21 protein-coding genes and 2 pseudogenes are annotated in these 21,802 nt (G+C 38.8%); 4 read left to right on the plus strand and 19 right to left on the minus strand.

All coding sequences use genetic code 11. The features are described 5' to 3' along the window. Positions 1 to 166 precede the first annotated feature (166 nt). The 4 genes and pseudogenes from A5N88_RS06575 to A5N88_RS06590 form a co-directional block, all read right to left on the minus strand. Positions 167 to 958, minus strand: a pseudogene (locus A5N88_RS06575) (pentapeptide repeat-containing protein). Between the two features lie 373 nt (positions 959 to 1,331). After that, positions 1,332 to 1,550 (minus strand): hypothetical protein, encoded by a 219-nt coding sequence (locus A5N88_RS06580; protein ID WP_066264270.1) that lies wholly within the window; start codon positions 1,548 to 1,550, stop codon positions 1,332 to 1,334. 116 nt (positions 1,551 to 1,666) lie between these two features. Next, entirely contained in the window at positions 1,667 to 2,650 is a 984-nt protein-coding gene (locus A5N88_RS06585) for a ring-cleaving dioxygenase (RefSeq protein ID WP_066264272.1), read from the minus strand. Between the two features lie 449 nt (positions 2,651 to 3,099). Continuing rightward, positions 3,100 to 3,534, minus strand: coding sequence for a MarR family winged helix-turn-helix transcriptional regulator (locus A5N88_RS06590; RefSeq protein WP_066264274.1), 435 nt, complete (start codon positions 3,532 to 3,534; stop codon positions 3,100 to 3,102). A gap of 193 nt (positions 3,535 to 3,727) precedes the next feature. On the opposite strand from A5N88_RS06590, the gene A5N88_RS06595 reads away from it, so the two are divergent. Further along, entirely contained in the window at positions 3,728 to 4,705 is a 978-nt protein-coding gene (locus tag A5N88_RS06595; RefSeq protein ID WP_066264275.1) for a hypothetical protein, read from the plus strand. A gap of 148 nt (positions 4,706 to 4,853) precedes the next feature. On the opposite strand, the gene A5N88_RS06600 is transcribed toward A5N88_RS06595, so the two are convergent. The 14 genes and pseudogenes from A5N88_RS06600 to sigH form a co-directional block, all read right to left on the minus strand. Continuing rightward, positions 4,854 to 5,378: a YfiT family bacillithiol transferase gene (locus tag A5N88_RS06600; protein WP_066264277.1), complete on the minus strand. Its 525-nt coding sequence runs from the start codon at positions 5,376 to 5,378 to the stop codon at positions 4,854 to 4,856. Between the two features lie 265 nt (positions 5,379 to 5,643). Next, positions 5,644 to 5,958 (minus strand): ArsR/SmtB family transcription factor, encoded by a 315-nt coding sequence (locus A5N88_RS06605; RefSeq protein ID WP_066264278.1) that lies wholly within the window; start codon positions 5,956 to 5,958, stop codon positions 5,644 to 5,646. A gap of 22 nt (positions 5,959 to 5,980) precedes the next feature. After that, positions 5,981 to 6,748, minus strand: a complete 768-nt coding sequence (locus A5N88_RS06610; RefSeq protein WP_198160187.1) for an SDR family NAD(P)-dependent oxidoreductase — start codon at positions 6,746 to 6,748, stop codon at positions 5,981 to 5,983. 129 nt (positions 6,749 to 6,877) lie between these two features. Continuing rightward, positions 6,878 to 7,123 carry a YkgJ family cysteine cluster protein gene (locus tag A5N88_RS06615; RefSeq protein ID WP_083953067.1) on the minus strand — a complete coding sequence of 82 codons (246 nt, stop codon included), beginning with the start codon at positions 7,121 to 7,123 and terminating at the stop codon, positions 6,878 to 6,880. After that, positions 7,056 to 7,211 carry a hypothetical protein gene (locus tag A5N88_RS26380; RefSeq protein WP_198160374.1) on the minus strand — a complete coding sequence of 52 codons (156 nt, stop codon included), beginning with the start codon at positions 7,209 to 7,211 and terminating at the stop codon, positions 7,056 to 7,058. Before A5N88_RS26380 ends, A5N88_RS06615 begins: the two co-directional genes overlap by 68 nt. 415 nt (positions 7,212 to 7,626) lie before the next feature. After that, complete coding sequence (locus tag A5N88_RS06620) at positions 7,627 to 8,103, minus strand: hypothetical protein (RefSeq protein WP_066264280.1); 477 nt, start codon at positions 8,101 to 8,103, stop codon at positions 7,627 to 7,629. 4 nt (positions 8,104 to 8,107) lie between these two features. After that, on the minus strand, positions 8,108 to 8,896 hold the full coding sequence (locus tag A5N88_RS06625) for a hypothetical protein (RefSeq protein WP_066264282.1): 789 nt from the start codon (positions 8,894 to 8,896) through the stop codon (positions 8,108 to 8,110). Positions 8,897 to 9,189: 293 nt separating this feature from the next. Continuing rightward, positions 9,190 to 9,942, minus strand: coding sequence for an SDR family oxidoreductase (locus tag A5N88_RS06630; protein ID WP_066264283.1), 753 nt, complete (start codon positions 9,940 to 9,942; stop codon positions 9,190 to 9,192). Positions 9,943 to 9,966: 24 nt separating this feature from the next. Beyond that, positions 9,967 to 10,962: a Gfo/Idh/MocA family protein gene (locus A5N88_RS06635; protein ID WP_066264285.1), complete on the minus strand. Its 996-nt coding sequence runs from the start codon at positions 10,960 to 10,962 to the stop codon at positions 9,967 to 9,969. A 52-nt stretch (positions 10,963 to 11,014) separates the two neighbouring features. Further along, positions 11,015 to 12,481: pseudogene (gene pulA / locus A5N88_RS24205) on the minus strand (type I pullulanase); the annotation flags it as partial. Positions 12,482 to 12,502: 21 nt separating this feature from the next. Further along, entirely contained in the window at positions 12,503 to 13,576 is a 1,074-nt protein-coding gene (locus A5N88_RS24210; protein ID WP_198160190.1) for a pullulanase-associated domain-containing protein, read from the minus strand. A 324-nt stretch (positions 13,577 to 13,900) separates the two neighbouring features. Beyond that, positions 13,901 to 14,095: a hypothetical protein gene (locus tag A5N88_RS06645; protein WP_066264286.1), complete on the minus strand. Its 195-nt coding sequence runs from the start codon at positions 14,093 to 14,095 to the stop codon at positions 13,901 to 13,903. Between the two features lie 15 nt (positions 14,096 to 14,110). Next, positions 14,111 to 15,730 (minus strand): sodium:solute symporter family protein, encoded by a 1,620-nt coding sequence (locus tag A5N88_RS06650; RefSeq protein ID WP_066264287.1) that lies wholly within the window; start codon positions 15,728 to 15,730, stop codon positions 14,111 to 14,113. A 796-nt stretch (positions 15,731 to 16,526) separates the two neighbouring features. Further along, positions 16,527 to 17,222 (minus strand): RNA polymerase sporulation sigma factor SigH, encoded by a 696-nt coding sequence (gene sigH, locus A5N88_RS06660; RefSeq protein ID WP_412733830.1) that lies wholly within the window; start codon positions 17,220 to 17,222, stop codon positions 16,527 to 16,529. Between the two features lie 702 nt (positions 17,223 to 17,924). Here sigH and pdxR point away from each other — a divergent pair. Then, positions 17,925 to 19,382, plus strand: a complete 1,458-nt coding sequence (gene pdxR, locus A5N88_RS06665) for a MocR-like pyridoxine biosynthesis transcription factor PdxR (RefSeq protein WP_066264293.1) — start codon at positions 17,925 to 17,927, stop codon at positions 19,380 to 19,382. Beyond that, positions 19,379 to 20,275: a D-alanine--D-alanine ligase gene (locus A5N88_RS06670; protein WP_066264296.1), complete on the plus strand. Its 897-nt coding sequence runs from the start codon at positions 19,379 to 19,381 to the stop codon at positions 20,273 to 20,275. The genes pdxR and A5N88_RS06670 overlap by 4 nt, the downstream gene beginning before the upstream one ends. Positions 20,276 to 20,453: 178 nt before the next feature. On the opposite strand, the gene A5N88_RS06675 is transcribed toward A5N88_RS06670, so the two are convergent. Then, entirely contained in the window at positions 20,454 to 21,134 is a 681-nt protein-coding gene (locus A5N88_RS06675) for a YukJ family protein (RefSeq protein WP_066264297.1), read from the minus strand. A 357-nt stretch (positions 21,135 to 21,491) separates the two neighbouring features. Here A5N88_RS06675 and A5N88_RS26085 point away from each other — a divergent pair, with 357 nt between their 5' ends. Continuing rightward, positions 21,492 to 21,626, plus strand: coding sequence for a hypothetical protein (locus A5N88_RS26085; RefSeq protein ID WP_260525546.1), 135 nt, complete (start codon positions 21,492 to 21,494; stop codon positions 21,624 to 21,626). Positions 21,627 to 21,802 lie beyond the last annotated feature (176 nt).

Here is a 21,802-nt window from a genome sequence, read left to right on the forward strand (position 1 = left end):
TTAGTAGATTAGTTAATCTTAACTGTTGATTCCCGCTGCAGGCGCTCTCTTTCCGCTCCAATCAGCATAGATTTAAAATGAACATTTTTTTAACAGAGCCATTCATTTAATTAAGCCAATGATCAGGTATGCTTAATGAAGGCGGTAATTTTGTATAGATATCACCTTAAGCTGCATTCACTTGTACTTGTGTTAGAAAAATGCTTCCTATGAGATTGGCACCGCTAATATCAGCATCTCTCAAGTCAGCACCAATAAGATCTGCTGACCGCATGTCCGCTTCTTGGAGGTTTGAAGCAATAAGCAACGCACCTCTCAAATTAACCCCCTTAAGATTAGCCCCTCTTAAATTTGCTCCTATGAGATCACGCTTCTTCAAGATTTATATCATCTTGTTATTTATTTGATTATTTTTTACTTTTTTACGGACTAATTCACTTGTCTTTATAAGTAAATTATTGATCTTATCTCTATGGCTCGGTACATAAAGATCTAAGATCGACTCGGGGTTTAAAGAGGTGAGAAGCTCCGTTTCCTGTAAAACCTTCTCTATATCCTTAAAAATGGGCCGAGCTTCTTCTAAGCTTAACGCTTCATAATATTAATATAACATTTCGTGAAGCTGCTGTATTATGGGAAATACTGCAAACATTTCTTTAGCTGTCTCAGGATTTCTCCTCCAGATATTCCCATTGTATATTACTTGAGAAACCTTTTGGCCAGCTCCAAAACATTCATATACCGTACACCCGCGGAAGCCATTCTTTCTTAGGTTTTTATGAATTCCGCAACGATCATCTTTTTGCAGATTTCTGCAAGGAGTTCCTTCCGTTTTATCAAAAGCAAAATCCGTAGATTCCGCAAACGATAACGCTACACAGCATAAGCCGAAACACTTTTCACAGTCTGCACGTAAGTGTTCTCTATAGTTGGCACTTTTCATCAATTGTCGAGTCAATAGCTTAAACACCCTCTTTTATTCATTACATCCCTCTCCATTACAGCTTTACAGCAGATATAACCCCTTACCTTTATTGTTTTAACAATTTTACTCACAAAGTATTCTGCAAAGAAAGCCCAAAAACCTTCTGCCATCCTCTTGCACTGCCATAAAAGCAGGCTGCCAACAAATGACAGCCAGAGCCTTTTATTATCTAGTTATGCAGCGATCCTATGTTGATTTTTAGCTCATTCGTGTTAAACGATCGTATTACGAATGAGCTAAAAACGAGCAGCTATTAACGTATAAATTTAACAAGTCCAAAAAAAAGAAGGGAACCTTATCACTTTTCTTCAGTAAATAAAAGAGGAGAGAAATGTCATGTTTGCCACTATTCTTCTTTTAATGATGTCATCATCTTGGAGAACAAAGCTTCATCTAAAATATGATTCTTTACCCAGTTTTTTTTTAACCACTGTACAAGCTCTTCTTTATTATTAAAGACTTCCCCGCTTGTATCCGGCTTCCGAACCATATATCTTCCATTGTCCTTGTCTGCTGTTATCAAGCAGGGTACTGCACTATCCTGAGTTAAAAATTCAAACTCCATATGATCACCTCGTTAGTAGTATGAAGTGATCCTTTATTTCTATTCGTATCAAGAAAAGCTAAACAATGTTAAAAAAAAGGATAGACCATGTGATCTAATCCTTCTTTGCATGATTATTAAAATGATTCCTTAGTGAAGTCTATTGTACTCCTAACCGTGTTAATCGGCCGAACCATACGTTCAATCTCTTCACGTTTTGCCTCTAAAAATGGAGGCAGGGATAATTTTTCTCCAAGTGTCTCATACGGCTCGTCTCCCATAAAACCAGGACCATCCGTTGCAAACTCAAATAAAATTTGCGGAGCTACCCGTGCATAAAGCGATTCAAAGAAATAACGGTTAACGTAGCCGGATGTTTGAAAACCAAAGCTATGCATTCGCTTAATCCACTCTTCTAATACGGACCTGTTTTCTACCCGGAATGCTGCATGATGAACAGTACCGTACCCTTGGCGACCCTCAGGCAGGATGACATTATGCTCTGCAACAATTTGGGCGCCATTGCCGCCTTCCCCTACCTCAAATAAATGAAACGCTCCTTCTTTCGCAATCTCTTTAAATTGAAGCACCTTCTCAAGCATTTCTTTAAAATAATCCACATTAGCCACTCTCACAAAAATGGGGCCAAGACCAGTAATCGCATATTCAAGCGGGATAGGACCATTTTGCCAAGGAATACCTGCTTTGACACCTTCATTTTTTTCATCTGATATCAGCTGGTATTGCTGATCGTCAAAATCAACAAATGAAAGTGTTTTTGTGCCAAACTGCTCTTTGATTCCACTGTTCTTTACTTTAAGACGTTCAAAACGATTCAGCCAATAGTCAATAGCCGCATCGCTTGGAACCCTGAAAGAGGTTTTGGATATTTCATTTGTTCCATGGACACCTTTTGGAATTCCCGGAAAATCAAAAAAGGTCATATCTGTTCCAGGGCTCCCTGTATCATCAGCAAAAAACAAATGATAGGTCTGAATATCATCCTGATTGACAGTTTTCTTTACTAATCGCATACCTAATACAAATGTAAAAAATTCATAATTCTTTTCCGCACTGCTGGTTATAGCTGTAACATGGTGAATGCCTTTTAATTGGTTCATTTCCATTCCTCCAACTGGGCTACAGATTTTATTCGACTTTAAATTAACGTCTCAATTTTTATCAAGGCTGTCTTCGCACAGATTGTTGCTTTACGTACAACGCATCATTCCGTATGTTGTCTGTCTTCGGGGCATCTTTTGTAAGCTATTCACATCTTTAAATATTAAATCATGACTTTAAATCATTTCTTATGTCAATTAGCAACAAAGCTTACGAAAAGAGCCTTTATCAAATACCTTTTACTTTTTCCTTCCAAGCAAATGTAAAATACAGCCTAATAGCTTCAAATTACTTCAAACTAAAATATCTTTAATTCGAGATAAATATATCATGAATAAAATTCCTTTGTCAATTGAATCATTACTTCGCGGGAATCGCTACATTTATTTAGTCATTCTCTTTCTATATCGTTTTTAGCTAGAGGCTCAACGAGGGGTTGATCACACAGTCAAAGCCTGCCAAAAATTCGGTTTATTTTATTAATTGAGTAATGAAGATCATCCAATTCCTCTTCTGTAACCCCCGCAATTTTCTCGGTAAACGCATGATAAAATGCAGCCCAGCGCTCTTGAACCTTTTCCCTTCCTCTTTCCGTGATCACCAGTTTAATTGCACGTTTATCATGGGGATTTTGTTCTTTTAAAATATATTTTTTTTCAGCCAGCTTTGTAATTAAAGGGGTTAACTGCTGCTTTGATATGTTGATTTTTTGGCCAAGCTGTGTAATGGAAATTCCCTCTTTCGCCTGAAATAACTCCTCTAAAATATGAGCTTGCAGATGTGTTAAATCCAAAGCATTTAATTGTTTTTTATTTAGTTTGGTAAACACGAGAGGGAGCAGCTGTATAAAGCCCCCGGCTATTTGATCTATTTTCAGTTTCATTTTCACACGACTCCATTAGTAAATAATTGTTTATTATTTTTCCATTACACCTATTGAATATACCATAATTTTATATTAAATTGTTATTAATTATGTACTAAACGAGTGAGTATAAGATGATTTAGAAACATATTTATAACGAACTGACATTATAATGCCTTGCGATCTGAAGGCGTTTAAGAGGGTGAATTAAGTGAAAGAAACCGGCTTAACCTTTGGCATATATCCGTTGAGCCCAGCTGGAACTCCCGTCGGCCTGGCTGTCGGGCCTGAAGATGATTTTATTAAAATTAACGCTGCTCTCAATAGCTTGCGAAAAAATGAAAAAAAACTTATTCCCAGAAACTATCTTGTCTATATGGGGCCAGAAAAAGTAACATCGCTTTTTTTAGCGGCAGAACGATATGGTCACGCAGGTTTATTAGGTGATTTAACGGTAGGATGCATGCAGGAATCCCCTGTAAATCTTGATGCGTGGCTTGAATTTTTGCGGAAGATTATACAGAAGTACGGAAAACAGCTTCAATCACTTCAAATTACAAATGAACCCAATTTATCCTTTATGGAGGGGGCAAAGCCGTATGTAATGGAGGTGCTAATTGAAGGGGTAAAGACAGCAAAAAAAGAAGCTTTGGCCCGAAATTGTCCTATTAAAATTGGTTTTGGATCGGTCCCTGACAGTCCCGCTGCTATATCTGCCTTCTGGGAAAAACTCGGAAAACAAGGAGGGAAATCGTTTGTTGAAGCAGTGGACTTTGTAGGACATAATTTTTATGTGGATGTATTCGAGGAACCAATGGATTTAGAGGAAATTCCTCTGGCTGTTGAAACAACGTTGCGTAATCTCAGAGACAAATATCTTCCCCAGGCGGGAATTCACGAGTTGGTCCCGATACGGGTAACGGAAAACGGCTGGCCAACAGGGAAAAATCCTTTTTTGGAATATGAACGAACGTACGAACACCAAGCTCAGGTTCTTGAAAAGGTGATTCGAACCATTAACAATCTTAGACAGCAAATAAACATTACACATTACGAATTATTTGGACTTCGCGATGCAGATTCTTCAAAAGATGATTTATTTCATCAATTTGGTATTCTTAAAGACGATTATTCGCCAAAGCCCGGTTTTTATACTTTTAAAAAATTACTACAGGAACTTGGAAATTAATCTTCCGGTTTAAATCAACTAGCCGGTAGGCGCTGGAGCTAGACAGAGACTACATTGGTTCAATAAAAATCTTCCTTCTTTTTTCACCCTAAAAAAATGGAAGAACACAGGTTCCTCCATTTTTTTGTATCTTAACTTACATTATTATTTAATTGTCCCAACCCATCTTCGTTTTTAAGGATTCAATATGGGCAACATGATGACGTCCATGCCATGCGTACAAGCCTATATTTTTTTCTAAAGAAATTTCTCCGGATTCTGGATGGATAAACGTCTTTTTTAATTCTGATAAAGTCAAATCCTTTAAAAGTGCAGTCCAGCGTTCGTGCAGGGCATCCAATAAAGCAAGTGACACATCTATGGGCAAAGAATAGTCAGCGAGTTCTGCCCACCTTGCTTCCTCATAGGGTTTAATTATCGGTTTGTCTTCTGTCAGAGCCAGCTTAAACCGAATGTAAGCATTCATATGGCTGTCTGCAACATGGTGAACCACCTGCCAAACAGTCCATCCCCCGTTCCGATATGGGGTATTAAGCTGTACATCCGATAAGTCTTTAACGGCTTCCTTTAGCTTTAGGGGCAGACGCTCTATCTCTTTAATCCAGCCTTCTCTTACAGATGGAGTTATTTCTCCCTCAAATTGAAATTGGCCAATAGGATATTTTTCATTCATTAAAGAACCCTCCAAGTTTTGCTGGTGACATATTTTTCTATGGTACTATATTCGCTGCAGTCCTTATAAATTCCTTGGGGATGGTGCTAAACTATCAACAATTCCACTCTCTAATTCATGAAGCCTTTTTTGCAATTTGACATAAAAAAAAGATGAAAATACTCGTTTCTGTATGGAAGTCGTGAATAGCTGACAAAAAGATGTAATGAATAAGAATTCATCCATTGTACGAAAATGTAACTATCTATGCGGAAACAACCTTTTGTTAAGAATGATCAACAATACATTCTTCCTCTACAACCCTAATCAGCTGCTTTAATTGATGTACACTTTCATTCAAGGATAATGAGTAGTAGCGCTGTGTTCCCTTCTGTTCAATTGAAACCAGGTGGTTATCACGAAGGATCTTTAAATGGTGGGAAATGGCCGGCCGTGATAGATTAGATGCTTCGGCAATTTCATTTACGCTTAAGGGCTCTTTTTCAGCCAAAAGCAGAATGATATCCTGTCTGGCAGGGTCGCTTAATGCATTAAATAACGGAATACAATCCCGAAAAATTTCAATTGCTTGTTGTCCCATAGAGTTTTCCTCCACTCAAAAATTATTTATCGCCTGCTACATATTTCGCCACTTTTGCCGCTAATCTTCTTGGCATAAACTTTGCTCCCAGAACACCTGCTTTATTTGCTCCTCCAGGAACAAACACCCTTTTTCCGTTCATTAATGCAGCATATCCTTGTTTTGCCACTACTTCTGCAGACATCGCCTGGCTGAACATTTTAGAATTCTCGACATTTGCCACAGCACCAAAGTTTGTTTTGGTCGCCCCGGGACAAAGAGCTGTTACTGTAATGGAGGTGCCTGATAATTCTTCCATAAGTGCCTCGGACAAAGATAATACATATGCCTTTGTAGCAAAGTAAACGGCCATTAGTGGTCCTGGCTGAAACGCAGCCGTGCTGGCTACATTTAATATTCTGCCGCTGTTTCTTTGCTTCATTTTTTGAAGAAAATAATAGGTTAACTCAGTTAATGCCCCAGTATTAAGCTGTATCATGCTAAGCTGTTTTTGGATGTCCAGCTTGTCGAAACTGCCCTTTAGCCCGAATCCAGCATTATTTACCAGAATGTCTATCAAGATACCTTCCTGTTCGACTTGTTCAAAGACTTCCCTGGCTGCACCTTCAATGCTTAAGTCCTTGGCGATAGTAGTAACATTTACATTTTTAAAGCTATTTTTTATCTCACTAAGCCTGATGTTGTTTCGTGCAACTAATACAAGATCGTAGCCATCATTCGCAAATAGCTTTACAAATTCATACCCCAATCCGCTTGTCGCACCAGTAATTAAAGCCGTTTTTTTGTTCATATCTTTTTCCTCCATCCAATAGGTTTAAATGTTTAAATTCTTAAACATATAATAATAAGCTTTAATCTCTTTGTCAACCTATTAGAAACTTTTATAAATCACATTAACACATTATCCCAATAAAGCATGCTATTTGAAATCCTTCCATGTATAATCAATAGATAGAATGCCAGCGTTTTTTTCTGGTGCCGTTTGATTTTTTGTTGCTAATTCCGGCTTTCGAAAGCAAGCCATCCCTTTATATAGTCCAAACATACTGCAGCGACTGGGGCGAACTACATAGATACCGCATTGATCTTTTTCCGTGTTAAAGAATATACAGGTACCATGAAATCTCGTTTGATTTTCTAAAGCGTCTCTCATTTTTCTGGGCATATTTTTGATTTTCTTTTTTATTTTTATTAATTCTTTTTCCGTGACCGCAGCATAACCCCCTGCAGCCTTTGCATGGCAATGTCTCCATTAGGTTTCCCCTCACTTTAGGAAAGTGTATTCTCTATAACTATTATTTTTTTCTATCTAACTACCAGCCTTTTAAAGCCGCCTTATTTTAATTGTTCCACTTTATATTTATCACGGATCACCTAATGAAGTCAATAAAAAAATATTTAATTATAACATATAAATTTCATTCAGTCAAGTGATAATGAATAAAAAATAAAAGCTTACCAAATGAACACATCAATTTTTCCTAACCATTTTCAAACAGAATTCTTTCCTACTACCTCTTTAGTTATTTCCCTGCACAAAAATAAAAACGGACTAAGATTCTGCCCATTAAACTTTTTCCTCATAAGACTCCTCTGTTAATTTGCCCAGAGGAGTCATACATTATAGGTGGGAAATTCATCACTCTGGTGTCATTCCTATCCACTCTTTTATACATTGTTATTTTCCTGTTTAATTTTGGCCACCCCAAGAGCAAAGTGATCCCATAAAATTTTTTCAATGACAGAAGATAGGCTATCTTCACATTCAATGATCAATATCAATTCTGAATGCTGGCCTTTTAACACTCTTTTTCTTTTCTTGATTACAAGCTCTGTAAAAAGGCGGATGGCAAAGCCAATCATAAAGCCAATAAAAGCCCCGATTAATCCCCAATAAATCGGACCCCAAGCCAGTATAAATCCAACACTTGCACCGATGACCGCGAAGGCTGTTGCCAAGGCCATCCCGATGTCAATAAGCGTCGTTCCATCCGAACGGTTCATAGTATCAAATACTTTACGCTGCTCCACTCTGTTATCGAGGGGAATAGCAAAAATATTTTCTTTCTTTACACCTTCTTTTTCAATTAAGGCAATCGATACTTCCAAAAAAGAGCTATGCTCGAATGTGGAAAAAATTTGCATAGGATCACTTCACTTTTTGTCCTTTTTTAATTTGGAACGCAGTGGATTGATATTGTTCTGTCAGAAAAACTCTTTGCTCCATATTAAATAAATTATTATTTTCTACGGTGTTCATATAGGAATCATAGACGGCAAAGCCGTAGATTGAAGGAAAAAATAAAAACCATTCCATGTTAATAACATTCGTGGCTTCCTGTATTTTCCCCAGAAACAAAAGCGAGATTGCTTGAAGTCCGTGTGAATAGTAATAAAAAACTACCGTCCAGGTGAGAGAGAAAAATGCTGTTACGATGCGGTGCAGGTAAAGCTGCCCCAAGCCAGGGACAGTCAAAGACCAAAATATTGCAAGTATCGGGTATCGTTTATCCATATAGTTGATTTCCAGCGCACCCATACTAAAGGAATTAAATCGATGGTTTTCGTGTTTAGCCAATATGTATACTTGATTCATATCAATAGTGGTACGATAGCTGTCCCATATGCCGAAGATATACACAGGAATATAAATTAAAAGCCACCGCGTATCCAGCACTTCTTTTGCTAAATCAATTTTTCCCTGAAAGGAATAAATCATAGCCACATTAAGATGAGCTTTTAAATTAACGAGCACTTCCCAAATAAACAATACGAATCCCCTCAAGTACTTCGACAATAGGAGGTGTCCAAATCCAGGAAATGCAGCGCTCCACCACGCAATGATATAAGGATTTCGCAAGTGAACCTGTGTTGTACCAAGAATACTGACATGCGCCTGATATCGTCTGGCTGTATTATCATTCGTATAATTATCCATCAGTACCCACCTTAGCTAAACCTTTTTTTATAGTCTTGCTAAAAACATGTTAATTATTCCTGTTGTATCACTTAACTGTTAGAGCAAAGGCAAAAGGACGCTGTGTTTTTTAGCTCATTTTACAGTAAAGAAAGGAAACCCATGCAAACAAGTTTGCATGGGTTTCCTTTCTTTACTGTAACCTTTCAGCAGAGCTGAAAGGCATGTGTAACGGTAGTTTCACACGAATGAGCTAAAAAAACGAGCAGTATTCATTATAAAAATTTTAACAGCGCAATTAATAGAATAAATTATTATGTTCCAAATGTATTTCCGCCATTAACAGCTATGGATTGCCCTGTAATAAATTTTGCGCCGCCCGAAGCCAAAAATACAACTGTCTCTCCTATATCAGCAGGTTCTCCCATTCTTTTTAGCGGAACTTTCTGCTGATACTCTGTCGGATCTACCCCTTCATGCCTTTCGACCGGGATAAAACCGGGATGAACTAGATTAACCGTAATGCCATACGGACCTAATTCTGCCGCCCAGGAACGTGTCATACCAATTTGTGCAGACTTAGCTGTCACATAATTAGCAAAAAAAGGATTTCCAATTTGTACGACTTCACTTCCTATATTGATAATCCTCCCGCCCATCTTCTTTTTCATACATGGAAGTACTGCCTTCAATAGGAGCAAAGGGGCCTTTACAAAAAACTCAAGCTGATCCAAATAATCTTTCCAATTGCTTTCTTCAATGGAAAGTTCAGGCTGAGGTCCAGTTGCATTATTTACGATGATATCAATCGATGAACCAAATTCTTGTTCTGCCATCTTTACAAGCTGGATTACCTCTTCCTGATTGGTAATATCCGCTTTGGCTGCCACTGCCCTTCCTCCGTTTTCTTCAATCCACTGCACTGTTTTTTGGGCTCCCTTACTGTCATGAGCATAATTAACCATCACATTTGCACCAGCTTGAGCAAGAGAGTAGGATATCCATTTTCCTAATCCACGCGAACCGCCTGTTACAAGTGCCACAGTTCCATCTAAATAACGTACCACTTTTTTATCCCTTCTTTCCGTTAACTAAATGAGCACTCTTTCTCCTGTTCGATGTGATTTTGCCGCCGCTTCATTAATTTGAGTTAATAGAAAAGCATCCTCATCCGTAATGGATGGCACGGTATGATTCAGGATGGCATCTACCCATTGTTCCATTGGCATTTTCCCTTTTGCTGGGACATGTTCAGGAATCACCCATTCATATGGGTCGAGTTTGCTGCTTTTTATTCGTATGCTGTCGTCTTCAATCAGTAAAGTCCCTTCACTTCCATACACCTCTAATTTTATAAACGGAGTGTGCAATGATATAAAGGAAGTTTCACAGATTCCAAGAATTCCAGTTTCATACTCTACAATTGCAATAGCATTATCATCAACAGATCGGTCATAAAAAGCTTCAAGGCGTGCTGTCACCGCTTTTGGTTTTCCTGCCAGCCGGTTGACGATATAAATAGGATGCGCCCCTAGATCGATGAATGCTCCTCCGCCAGTTTGCTCTTCATTAAAAAAGTGTTCGGGAAGCCATCCATAGGGTTCTGTTTCAGAAGGAAGGCCTAACCCATGTGCACATCTGCAGCGTACAGTATTTACTTTGCCCAGCAAACCTTTTTCTATTGCTTCACTCGCATAGAGATACGGCGTTTCAACAAGCCTTGGAAGTGAAAGCATAAGCTGGACATTTGATTCCTTCACGCTTGAGAAAATGTCCTTGCTTTCCTGAAAAGATAGAGCCAGCACCTTTTCGCTAAAAATATGCTTGCCTGCTTTTGCCGCTTTCACTATGATCTGATGATGCATTGCAGTTGGAGCAGCTACGATGACTGCATCAATGGATGAATCTGCAAGCAATGTATCAATATCCTCTATAAAGAGGACTTCAAGCTCATCTGCCCATTTACGTCCTCTTTCGGCATCTTCATCCCAGATTGCCGAAATGAAAATATTAGGGTTTTCTTTCGCTTCTCTTGCATAATCATCTGCGTGCACATGCCATCGGCTTAATAGCGCAACTTTTAACATAGAACTCACTCCATTCGCGTACCTGTTTCTTTTGTTCTGTATTTTCCCTTTATTACTGATAAAGTACCATCGTGCTGATCGGAGCAACCTGTGCGCTTCCTTCAACATACAGAGATGATTGCCCTTTTTCCGTTCCAAGCTGTTTCACTTTCCATTTTCCCGCAGGAAGTACCAGGGTCTGAGCCGTATTGTTTGGATTATATATAACAATAATATTTTTCCATTTATCGTTATTAGCATGATCCTTTAGTTCAAAGGCAACCGTATTTGCAGGGCTATCCAAAAATGAAAGATGCTTTTGAATCTGATCCGCGGTTGTCATTCTGAAGGCAGGATGCTCATTCCGCAAATGAATGAGATTTGCATAATAATCAAACACTTGCTTGTACTTTGCTTTACGGGACCAGTCAAACTGGTTTACCTGGTCTCCTGCGTTATAGCTGTTATCATTTCCGCCTTTTGTCCGCAGCATTTCCTCCCCACCCTGCATGAAGGGAACGCCTTGGGAAGTGAATACTACAGCTTGAGCCAGTTCATCCATTTTTATTTTGTCTTGCTCTGTATCATTCGGGTTGCTTGCGGCTATTTTATCCCATAATGTCATATTGTCATGGCTGGTAACATAGTTGATCGTTTCGCTTGGTTCTGACGTAAAGTCCGTTATGCTTCCCATGACACCATTTTTAATTGCCTGGGTTGATTGTGTATCACCTGTCGCGAAGCCTTTTGCAGTTTTATCAAAAACATTGCCATCCAGTCCATTTCTGATATTGTCATTGAACACTGCAAGCCCCAAGCCCTTTTGCTGCCCTTTTGTTAAAAGCTGGCCGCTTGATAACCCAGATGTTCCTCCTGTCCAAGGCTCCCCGTAAAGCACAATTCCTGGAAGCTGTTTGTGCAATTCCTTAGAAAGCTTCGCCATTGTATCTTTGCCTAAAAGAGCCATTAAATCAAATCGGAAACCATCAATATGATATTCATTCACCCAATATTTCACAGAATCAATAATGAATTTTTGTACCATTGGGCGTTCGGCTGCAATTTCGTTTCCACATCCTGAACCATTCGTATAGTTGCCTGCATCATCCGTTCTGTAATAATATTCAGGGACTATCTTATCAAAATCAGAAACCAAAGCACTAAAAGTATGGTTATACACAACATCCATGTTAACGCCAATATGGCTTTGATGGAGACTTTGCACCAATTGCTTCATCTCTTTAATACGGGCTGTGCCTATTGGAGTTGTGGCATATGCACCTTCAGGGACGTTGTAATTTCTCGGATCATACCCCCAATTGTATGTGTCCGGCTTTGTTTCATCAATACTATTAAATTCCTCTACAGGCTGAAGCTGAACCGTGTTAATCCCTAGTTCTTTCAGGTTGTCAACACCTGTCTTGACATGATCCGGGCCTGTTGTACCCTTTTCAGTAAAAGCAAGGTATTTTCCTTTGTGTTTCTGTCCTGAATTCGGGTCAATAGAAAAATCACGTACATGCACTTCATAAATCGTTTCATCTACAGGATTAGCCCGGGTTTAATGACGGTCCTTCTGCCAGCCTGCTGGATTGGTTTGCTGTAAATCCACGATCATTCCTCTTGAACCATTTACTGAAATGGCTCTTACGTACGGATCCACTGCATCCTGTGTTTGACCGTTCACTTTTACTTCATAAAGGTAATACCAATTATTCAAATTCCCTTTTACCTTCAATTTCCAGGTTCCGCCCTTACCCTGTTCCATATTCAATTTTTTCGTCACTTTTCCATTTTCGGAGTTGAAAAGGAGCAAATGAACATCTTCAGCAGTAGGAGCCCAGACTCGGAAAGCCGTTGATTTTTTTGTGAATGTATTACCCAGATCATTTCCTTTATATTGATATTGAGCCAAATCCAGCACACTACGCGGCAGTATGGATTTAGCCTTGTATCCCTTTACTTCCAATAAAAGAGAGTGCCTGACATCTGGATTTTTGGAAAGAGTGATGTTTAGTAAATCTGTTGCATTTGATCCAGTGTTTCCTGATTTCACAGAAGTGGCTGAAATCCATTTATGTGCTGTTTGGTCTAAAACTGAAAATTGGCTTGTATCATTTGTTAACACCAAAGGAGCATTCAATTTTGCAGTAACTTTGTTTTTTCCATCAAGATAGGCGCTGGAAATAGCCGGCTTAGAAGCAGCCTCAGCATCTGATTTGCTGTAGTAAATCGTCGGATCCCCTTGAACAACCCATACCTCATGGCCTTTAGAAAGGTCGATGTACGTATTATCCGGGGAGTTTTTTTCGCTCCAATCATTTTTGCGGACAATTAGGCCAACCTGGCTATTATTTCCGGGAACCTGAACATTTGCCGTCACCCCAAAATCATCTGTGGGTCCTGTGAATTCATAAGCTGCACCATCACCGTTTACTGGCTGGTAAGGCCACATCCACAAATCCCAGTTTGTATAATTGGAATCATAGCGGTGAAAATGAACAATAATGCTTGTCGTTGATGAATCTGCTGATGCCTTTTGATTAAAGAAAAAGGCCGAACTATTCATAAATACCAAAACAACGGCCAGACAAGTGGCTGCAAAAAATTTTATAGTCTTTTTTTTGGCGGACATATACGAGTCTCCTTCCGAAATGGATAATGGCCATTTCCCTATCACACACGTAAACGTTTTCTTTTTTTCGTAAAAAATCAGCTCAATTGTCATGTGAATAATTGTACGGACAGATACATAGACTTTTTCTGCACAAAAACCTATACGCTTATTTGTCTTAAACCTAGTAAAACAGCTCCCCTCCCCTGGCTATAAAAAAGATAGATTTCTCGGAAAATTTATCATAATATTATTAATTTTGCAAGCGTTTACTCAGCGGTGCAGATTCTAAATAAATAAAAGCTCCCTTTGCATTAAGCAAAAGGAGCAACAGAATTATTGCGCCTATTTATGTTTTCCATAAAGCAGCAAGAAAAATACACCAACAATTGTCGTAACAATTCCCCAAATCAAATCAATATTAACACCATGGAGCGCTTTCAATTCAGGAGATGAGATTAAACCTGTTAATAATATCAATACCCCAATGATGGTCAAAATTAATCCAATGTTTAATCTGATATCTGTAAATCTGTTCAAGCTGCATCTCCTCCTTTAAAAGAACCAAATATTTAATATAATTAAAATGATAATTGAGATAGAACCCAGCACTTTTGGCCTTTTATACCACGGAAGATGTGTATGAACCAGCTTTTCATGATATCCAAACACAAGACCCTTGAGCTCTTTCTCTGTTTTCGGTTTTGTGAACATGCTGACAACGATTTCAATAACAACGGCTGCAAAAAATGCCCACCATGCTCTCCAAAAGTTCCCTGCTGCCGCACTGGCGAAGAAATCTTTTGGAAGAAAGAAATAAAGAATAGCGGCAGTAAGCGTTCCGCAAAGAAGTCCCCAAAATCCTCCCCAGCCTGTAGACCTCTTCCAGAACATTCCAAGCAAGAAAACAGCAAATAAAGGAGCATTAAAGAAACCGAACAATGTCTGCATGTAATCCATTAAGCTCGGGAAGCCCATTACGATATAGGCTGTAAAAATACTGATAATCATACCCACTATTGTTGCGATCCGCCCCATCCACAGGTAATGTTTATCGGAAGCATCTTTCTTGATGTATGCCTGATAAATGTCATAAGTCCAAACAGTTGTAAATGCGGTTACATTTCCAGCCATACCAGACATGAAGGATGCAAGCAGCGCGGTGATACCGAGACCTAAAATACCTGTAGGGTAATATTTTGCCATTAAAAGCGGGAGAGTCATGTTAAAATCACCTGCATGACTGGTTGGGCCGAGCTTAGGCAGCAATACAATCGCAGCTAAACCGGGTACTACTGTTAAAATTGGTGTAACTATTTTAATAAAAGAGGCAATAATTGGCGTGTTTTGAGCTGCCGTCATGTCTTTTGCCGCCAGGGCACGCTGTACAACTAGAAAATCTGTTGTCCAATAACCAAACGATAGAACAAATCCAAGTCCGAGTGTTACACCCAGCCAGTCCACATTCATGCCATTTCCAGATGCTGTAGCAGTCCCATGCCAAATATGGGCAAATGTTTCCGGCACCTTCGCCATGATTCCACTCCAGCCTCCAGCATCGATAAGCGCCATGATCACTAATGGCAATAAACCAATCCAGATAAGGAAAAATTGAATAACCTCATTATAAATAGATGACGTAAGACCGCCAATTCCAACATAAACCAATACGATTACTGCTGCTATAATGATACTGAAATTCAATGACCAGCCCAGCAGTACTTTTAAAATCAGCGCCATTGAATAAAGGCTTATCCCCGACATTAAAACCGTCAGGACTGCAAATGATATCGCATTAAATCCTCTTGTTGCTTCGTTGTATCGAAACTTTAAATATTCAGGCACCGATCTCGCCTTCGATCCGTAATAGAACGGCATCATAAATATTCCGAGGAATACCATTGCAGGCACTGCACCTATCCAATAATAATGCACTGTCATCATTCCATACTCGTAACCGCTCGCAGCCATTCCTAGCATTTCTATAGCCCCAAGATTAGCCGAAAGGAATGCAAGTGATGTAATCCAGCCCGGTATCGAACGGCCGGATAAAAAGAAGTCTTCTCCTGTTTTCATTTTACTTTTTAATGCGTAACCAACTAAAATAACAAATACAAAATAAACAAGAATGATTAAATAGTCCACTAAACCAGGGTGAAAAATACCGTTACCCATTACAATACTCCTCTCGCCACTTTAATGAATCCGTTTGCAAAAAGCTTTGTCGTTTTTGCCAGCCGGAAAGAACCAAAACTTTACTAAACAGTACACCTCCTTGGGTTTCGCCGGCATAATGTCAGGAAAATATACATAAGCATTGCACGGCCACGCATTTACCCCACTACCATATGTAAAGCCTTACAATTTCAATCAAAAAAGCATTGTCCATATGACCAGCGATTTGCATCTTCCGTATGCATCTTTTTAACTATACCCTCAGCATTACCATTTTAATCCTTTTTTGTAAGAGCAGATTAGAGATCCTGCATCGGCCTGCGAAAAATTTTAGTAATTTTATACTTATATTTTAGTAAAACTTTGTTCTTCATCATAATATATCAATATATCGTTTTTTGCCACTATTAATTTCCCTATTTTAAAGATTTTTTATGTCTCTTAAAAAATAGTGTTGGTAAAAAGCACAATAATAGATGCTTCTCACATTTTATTGGCTGTTTTCGCATAAATTGCTGCTCTACGTAAAAAGGAACATCCCGTAAGTTTTCTGTCTTCTTGGCATCTTTTTGTGTGTTATTCACAAGTTTCAATACTGGATATATATTCAAACTGATATTCTTGTGTACAATAGCAACAAAGTTTACGAAAAGAGCCTTTACCAAAGACATAAAAAGTATTACATCCACTTATTCGTGCAGCTTAAATTATACAAAAAAAGGCAATAAAAAGAGATACTGATCTCCAGTCAGTATCTCACACTTGATTCATTCCAATAAATGCACATATTAATCGTTCAGCTGGAGAAAAGCTTCTCTCTCGCAGGACTTTCAAAAACATGTTTTAACATATGGGGAGATTTTTTTTCCTCCATAAACCTGCTGAGCTTTCGTTTTACCCGTTGAAGAGCATTATCTATTGCCTTTAAAGGCTGCTTTAAGTGCTCTGACATTTCCTCATACGTTAAGCCATCCAAGTACAGTGCCAATACCTTTCTTTCCAATCCGCTCAGCATGCTGATGATTTTTCCTGCTAAATCGTTCGCCCTCTCCTGACCAATGATCATTTCTTCAGGCCCCAGGCCGTTATCACCAGGAATAATATCCAGAAGCGTACAATCCTTGTCCTCTTCATTTAATGGCTTGTTTAATGATATGGAAGTGTTTAGGGGGGCATGCTTTTGCCTTGTTGATATTTTTACTGCAGTAATCAATTGACGATTAATACAAAGGGAGGCAAAGGATTTAAAGGATGCTCCTTTTTCTTCTTTAAAATCACGAATGGCTTTATATAAACCAAGCATTCCCTCCTGAAAGATATCCTCCCGGTCTGCCCCCCTTAAAAAGTAGCGGCTTGACATGGCCCGAACCAGCCTCTGGTATCTATGTAATAAAAAATTCAATGCTTCACCGTCACCTTTTCGAAAGCGCTTTACCAAAACTTCATCTTCTAATCCCGCCGGGTTCGCTGCCTGTATCCGTCCGATTTCAATCTTCACTTTCTACCCCTCCTAGTAGCTGCTGAATATTACGTCCGCTGACCGCATACATATACTAGACTCTGACCTTTTTGACTGCATCTCTCTCAACTATTCTATTACTATCATAGTAACGGAGAATGATAGAGATGAACACAGTAAAATATCGACGCCAGTTTACAGCAGCGTTAAAAACGAGTTTTATCTTAGCTATTTTTGTCGGAAGTTCAATGGTGAGAAAGCTATATGTCGAAAATTATTTGTTTATTATCCTCCTAAAAGGGTATCGCTTGTTTTCAACATGGCGGTAATACAGAAAAGATGTTATTTTTTTATTGGCTTGTTAAAGGAAATTGTTGTTTTTAGCTCATTGGTGTGAAACGGCCTTTTAGCACAGCTGAAATAATGAGCTAGAAAACGAGCATTTATCAACATTAAAATGTAACACAGCCTTTTTATTAAAAGCTTTTTTCGCATAGATTGTTGCTTTACGTACAAAGGATTACTCTGTGTGTTGTCTGTCTTCATGGCATCTTTTCTAAAGCTCCTCGCACGTTTTAATGCTGAACATATATTTCAAATGATATCTTTGTACCAATAGCAACAAAGTTTACGAAAAGAGCCTTATTAGATACCACTCACCATCATTTTTTTTGATTAGGTGGATCTTTTGATAAAATAGAGAGTATGCGAAACTAATTACAGGGGGTTAAAGCCTTGTTCAATGATTTTAAATTAATCGAAGGACGGCCCGTTTATATACAGCTAAAAGAATATTTAAAGAAACATATAACGAATGGAAATTTACCTGCAAACCATAAGCTCCCCTCCACACGTGAGCTGAGTGCATTGCTTTCTTTGAGCAGAAATACAGTGCTTACAGCTTATGCTGAACTGGAGCAGGAAGAACTAATCTATGCCCTGAAAGGAAAAGGGCACTTCGTCAGCATGGTGGATATAGCCAGAGGTTCATCACCAGAAAACATTTACTGGAATGAAAAAATGAATGCAGCAGCCATATCAGCTGAAGAAATGGATCTCATGAAGCATGGGGTGAAATGGGAAAAAGGAATGATCTCGTTTAATAGTATTGCACCGGATGAAGAGCTGTTCGATATGACAAATGTGAAAAGATCCTTTATGGCCCGTATGTCCATTGAGGGTGAGATTCTCCTTAATTATGGATATGCGAAAGGCTACAGACCCCTGATGGAATACTTAAAGAACTACATGGAGGTCAAAGGGGTTGACCTAACGGATAAAGACATCCTGATTACAAACGGATTTACGGAAGGACTGGACATCTTTTTATCTTCTATTCACCGAAAGTACAGCAGTGTCCTCTGCGAAAATCCCACTCACTATTCTGCCATAAAGCTCTTCAGGCTTCACGGCTTTCACATTACTGGGATTGAAATGCAAGAAGACGGTGTCAATCTTCAAAGGCTTGAGAAAGAGCTTGGTCAAAATAAGTTTGACTTTGCCTACTTCATTCCTTCCTATCATAACCCAACTGGAATTGTTACTTCGTCAGAAAAAAGAATGGAAATCATTCGTTTGATGGCAGCCCATCATATCCCTATAGTGGAGGATGGTTTCAATGAGGAGCTTCGCTATTCGGGGTCCCATGTGGCACCGTTGGCAGCTTTCGAAGGCCTGGGCAACAGTGTCGTTTACATCGGAAGTTTCTCAAAGATCCTTTTTCCCGGCCTGCGTGTAGGATGGATTCTTGCTGACAAAGAACTCATTTACTATCTTGAAAGTATTAAAAGAGCCCGTACCATTCATACTTCTACATTGGATCAGGCTTTGCTGTACCAATATTTACATGATGGCTATTTTGAGAAATATTTAAAGAAAGCAAAGATGGTTTATAAGAAAAAATATGAAGCAGCTATTCAGGCCTGCAGACAATACCTTCCATATAAAAAATTATCCGGTGATGGTGGCTTGCATCTGTTTATTGAATTTGAGGATTCAATAAACACCCGCTCCCTCTTAACTAAATGCCTTGAAAAAGGGATTGTCTTCTCGCCGGGAGATGTTTTTTATACAAACGGTCAAGGCGGCAATACTCTCCGTCTTGGATTTTCCAGATTAACTGAAAAGCAAATTAAAACTGGAATTAAACAAATTGGTGAAATACTAAAAAAAAGTGAGGGACTAAACAAATGAAAGTTGGCGTAATCATGGGAGGTTTTTCCTCAGAAAGACAAATCTCTCTTATGACCGGCGATGAAATGATAAGACACCTGGATAGCAGCCAATACGAGGCTGTCCCTATCATAATTGATGAAAAAAAAGTTTGGATTGAAAAAGCAAAAGGAATTGACGCAGCACTCATAGCACTTCATGGAAAATATGGGGAGGATGGCACCATTCAAGGTACACTTGATACTTTGGGTATTCCCTACACAGGCAGCGGTGTACTTTCTAGCAGCGTGTGCATGGATAAGAATATGTCAAAGAAAATTTTTCGTTTTCATGACATTAAAACACCTAATTGGATTATTTTCACAAAAAATGAAGGCATTCATACTCATGCTGCTGAACAGCTTGGCTATCCCGTTGTCGTAAAGCCTAATTCAGGAGGATCCAGTGTAGGGGTAAAAATCGTTTATAATGAAGAATCGCTTGCTCCCGCTGTTGAGGAAGTCTTTAAGTGGGATGACGAAGTGCTTATTGAAGAATATATAAAAGGTGATGAAATCACTTGCGCCATTCTGAATGGAGAATTACTCCCTATTGTGGGAATAGAAGCACAAGGTGAATTTTTCGATTACATCTCTAAATATGAGGACCTTTCAACAGTGGAAAAAGTAATCGAGCTACCGCCGGATGTCTTTGAACGGGTTTCAAAGGCTGCACTTTCTTGTTATAAAGAACTGAAATGCAGCGTTTATGCAAGAATTGATATGATAATTAAAAACGGAATTCCATACGTAATGGAGATCAATACATTGCCTGGAATGACAAAAAACAGCCTTTTGCCAAAAAGTGCAGAAGCTGCAGGAATATCATTCAGCCAGCTGCTAAGCCTAATTTTAGAAGCATCCATACAAAAATAGGTAATAAAAACGCCTCCGCTTGATATAAATTGTACCCTATAGAAAGAGACTTTTTAAGTGTCAGCTTTATAGGATACATTTTACCAAAAAGCGGAGGCTTTTTGTGTAGTACCACATTTTTAGGCTGAACATAAATGAGCATATAAGACCTTATTTATTCCCTAAGAAATGTTACAACTCATTTTGTTTGATAGTTACATTCATCTACAGGCTTTATAGCATGACCATTATCATCCGTACACCAGGATTGGGATTGGAATGCCAGGAAAATCCCCACCCATTTTTGGGATGTCTTATCAAAGTTAATCAATATGCCTCCATCCTGCCAAATTCCATCATCCTCTGTCCATTGACCGACATTCCCCTGATTCATATGGATATCATGAATCCCGTTTCCCGGCGTAAAATGAAAATAAGGATCAGGTTTGGTTTCGTTTTCCCAAATATCTCCAAACGCATACACAGTGGCATTCTCTTGAATGGCAGCTTTAAAATAGCTGTCAATTGCGTCATTTAAGTCGTTGTCTGGACCTGGCAATGTCTCAGGCAGCGGAATCATTTTTGTATGGTCAAAAAGGTTTCCGCGTTGATAATCAAGGCCTATATCAGGCTGATTATTTTGGATATATGTAAATCCAGTGCCAAGGGCAGTCAAGTTTGTTGTTTCATCCGTATTTATATCTTCGCTTGCAAAATACAATACCTGTGATGGCTGAGATTGTGAAGAAACATTCACGGCTATCCTGTACTGCACACCGTTATCATCTTGGATTCTCACCTGGTAATGAGGGCTTTGTGCAGTTCCATCAATTGTTTCTTTTGGTTGTCCTTTTAATACTCCGTAACGATTAACCGGCATTCTTCTCAACCTCCATTAATTTATTCATTAGCTCTGTTAAATTTCTATGCTGATAAATGATCGTTCTTTTCTGTAACCTTTCAGCTGGGCTGAAAGACGTGTGACACTGGCCGTTTCACACGAATGAGCTAAAAACTTTTCATTAAATACTTCTAGATAAATACCCATTATCCTGTAGGAATAATCTATTATTTTTTCAAGCAGGAAATTCCATTTAATCAGTGCCTAATAGACGATAAATTGACCTGAATGTACCATTTTCACCACAAACTAAATGTGCATATATATTTCTTAACAAAACAGAGGTATAATAAAAAGAAAAAAAACCGATTCCTTCTAAAAGGAGGGTGATTTTCTATGAAGAATTATAGTAAAAGAAAAAATAAGAAAAAGGGCTTTTTGAAGGATTATTTGAAAAACAAACTGAAGAACTGGAAGCCTGCACCTGGAAAACCGCCTCTATCAAATCAAAAAAGCCAAACAGATAAATAATGTACCTGGGAGATGTGCTGCATGCATCTCCCTTTATTTTTTTCAGCTTTTGTCCTTTCGCTTGTAATTTGGTCCAAAGCTGATGGGAATGGATATGCAAGATTTTTATGTAAAAAAGGTAATGTAGGGAGATCCCGCTTAAGCGACGAGGAGCCCTGCTGCCGAACGCGGAAAGC

The organism is Heyndrickxia acidicola, assembly GCF_001636425.1.
Classification (GTDB): Bacteria; Bacillota; Bacilli; order Bacillales; family Bacillaceae_C; genus Bacillus_AE; species Bacillus_AE acidicola.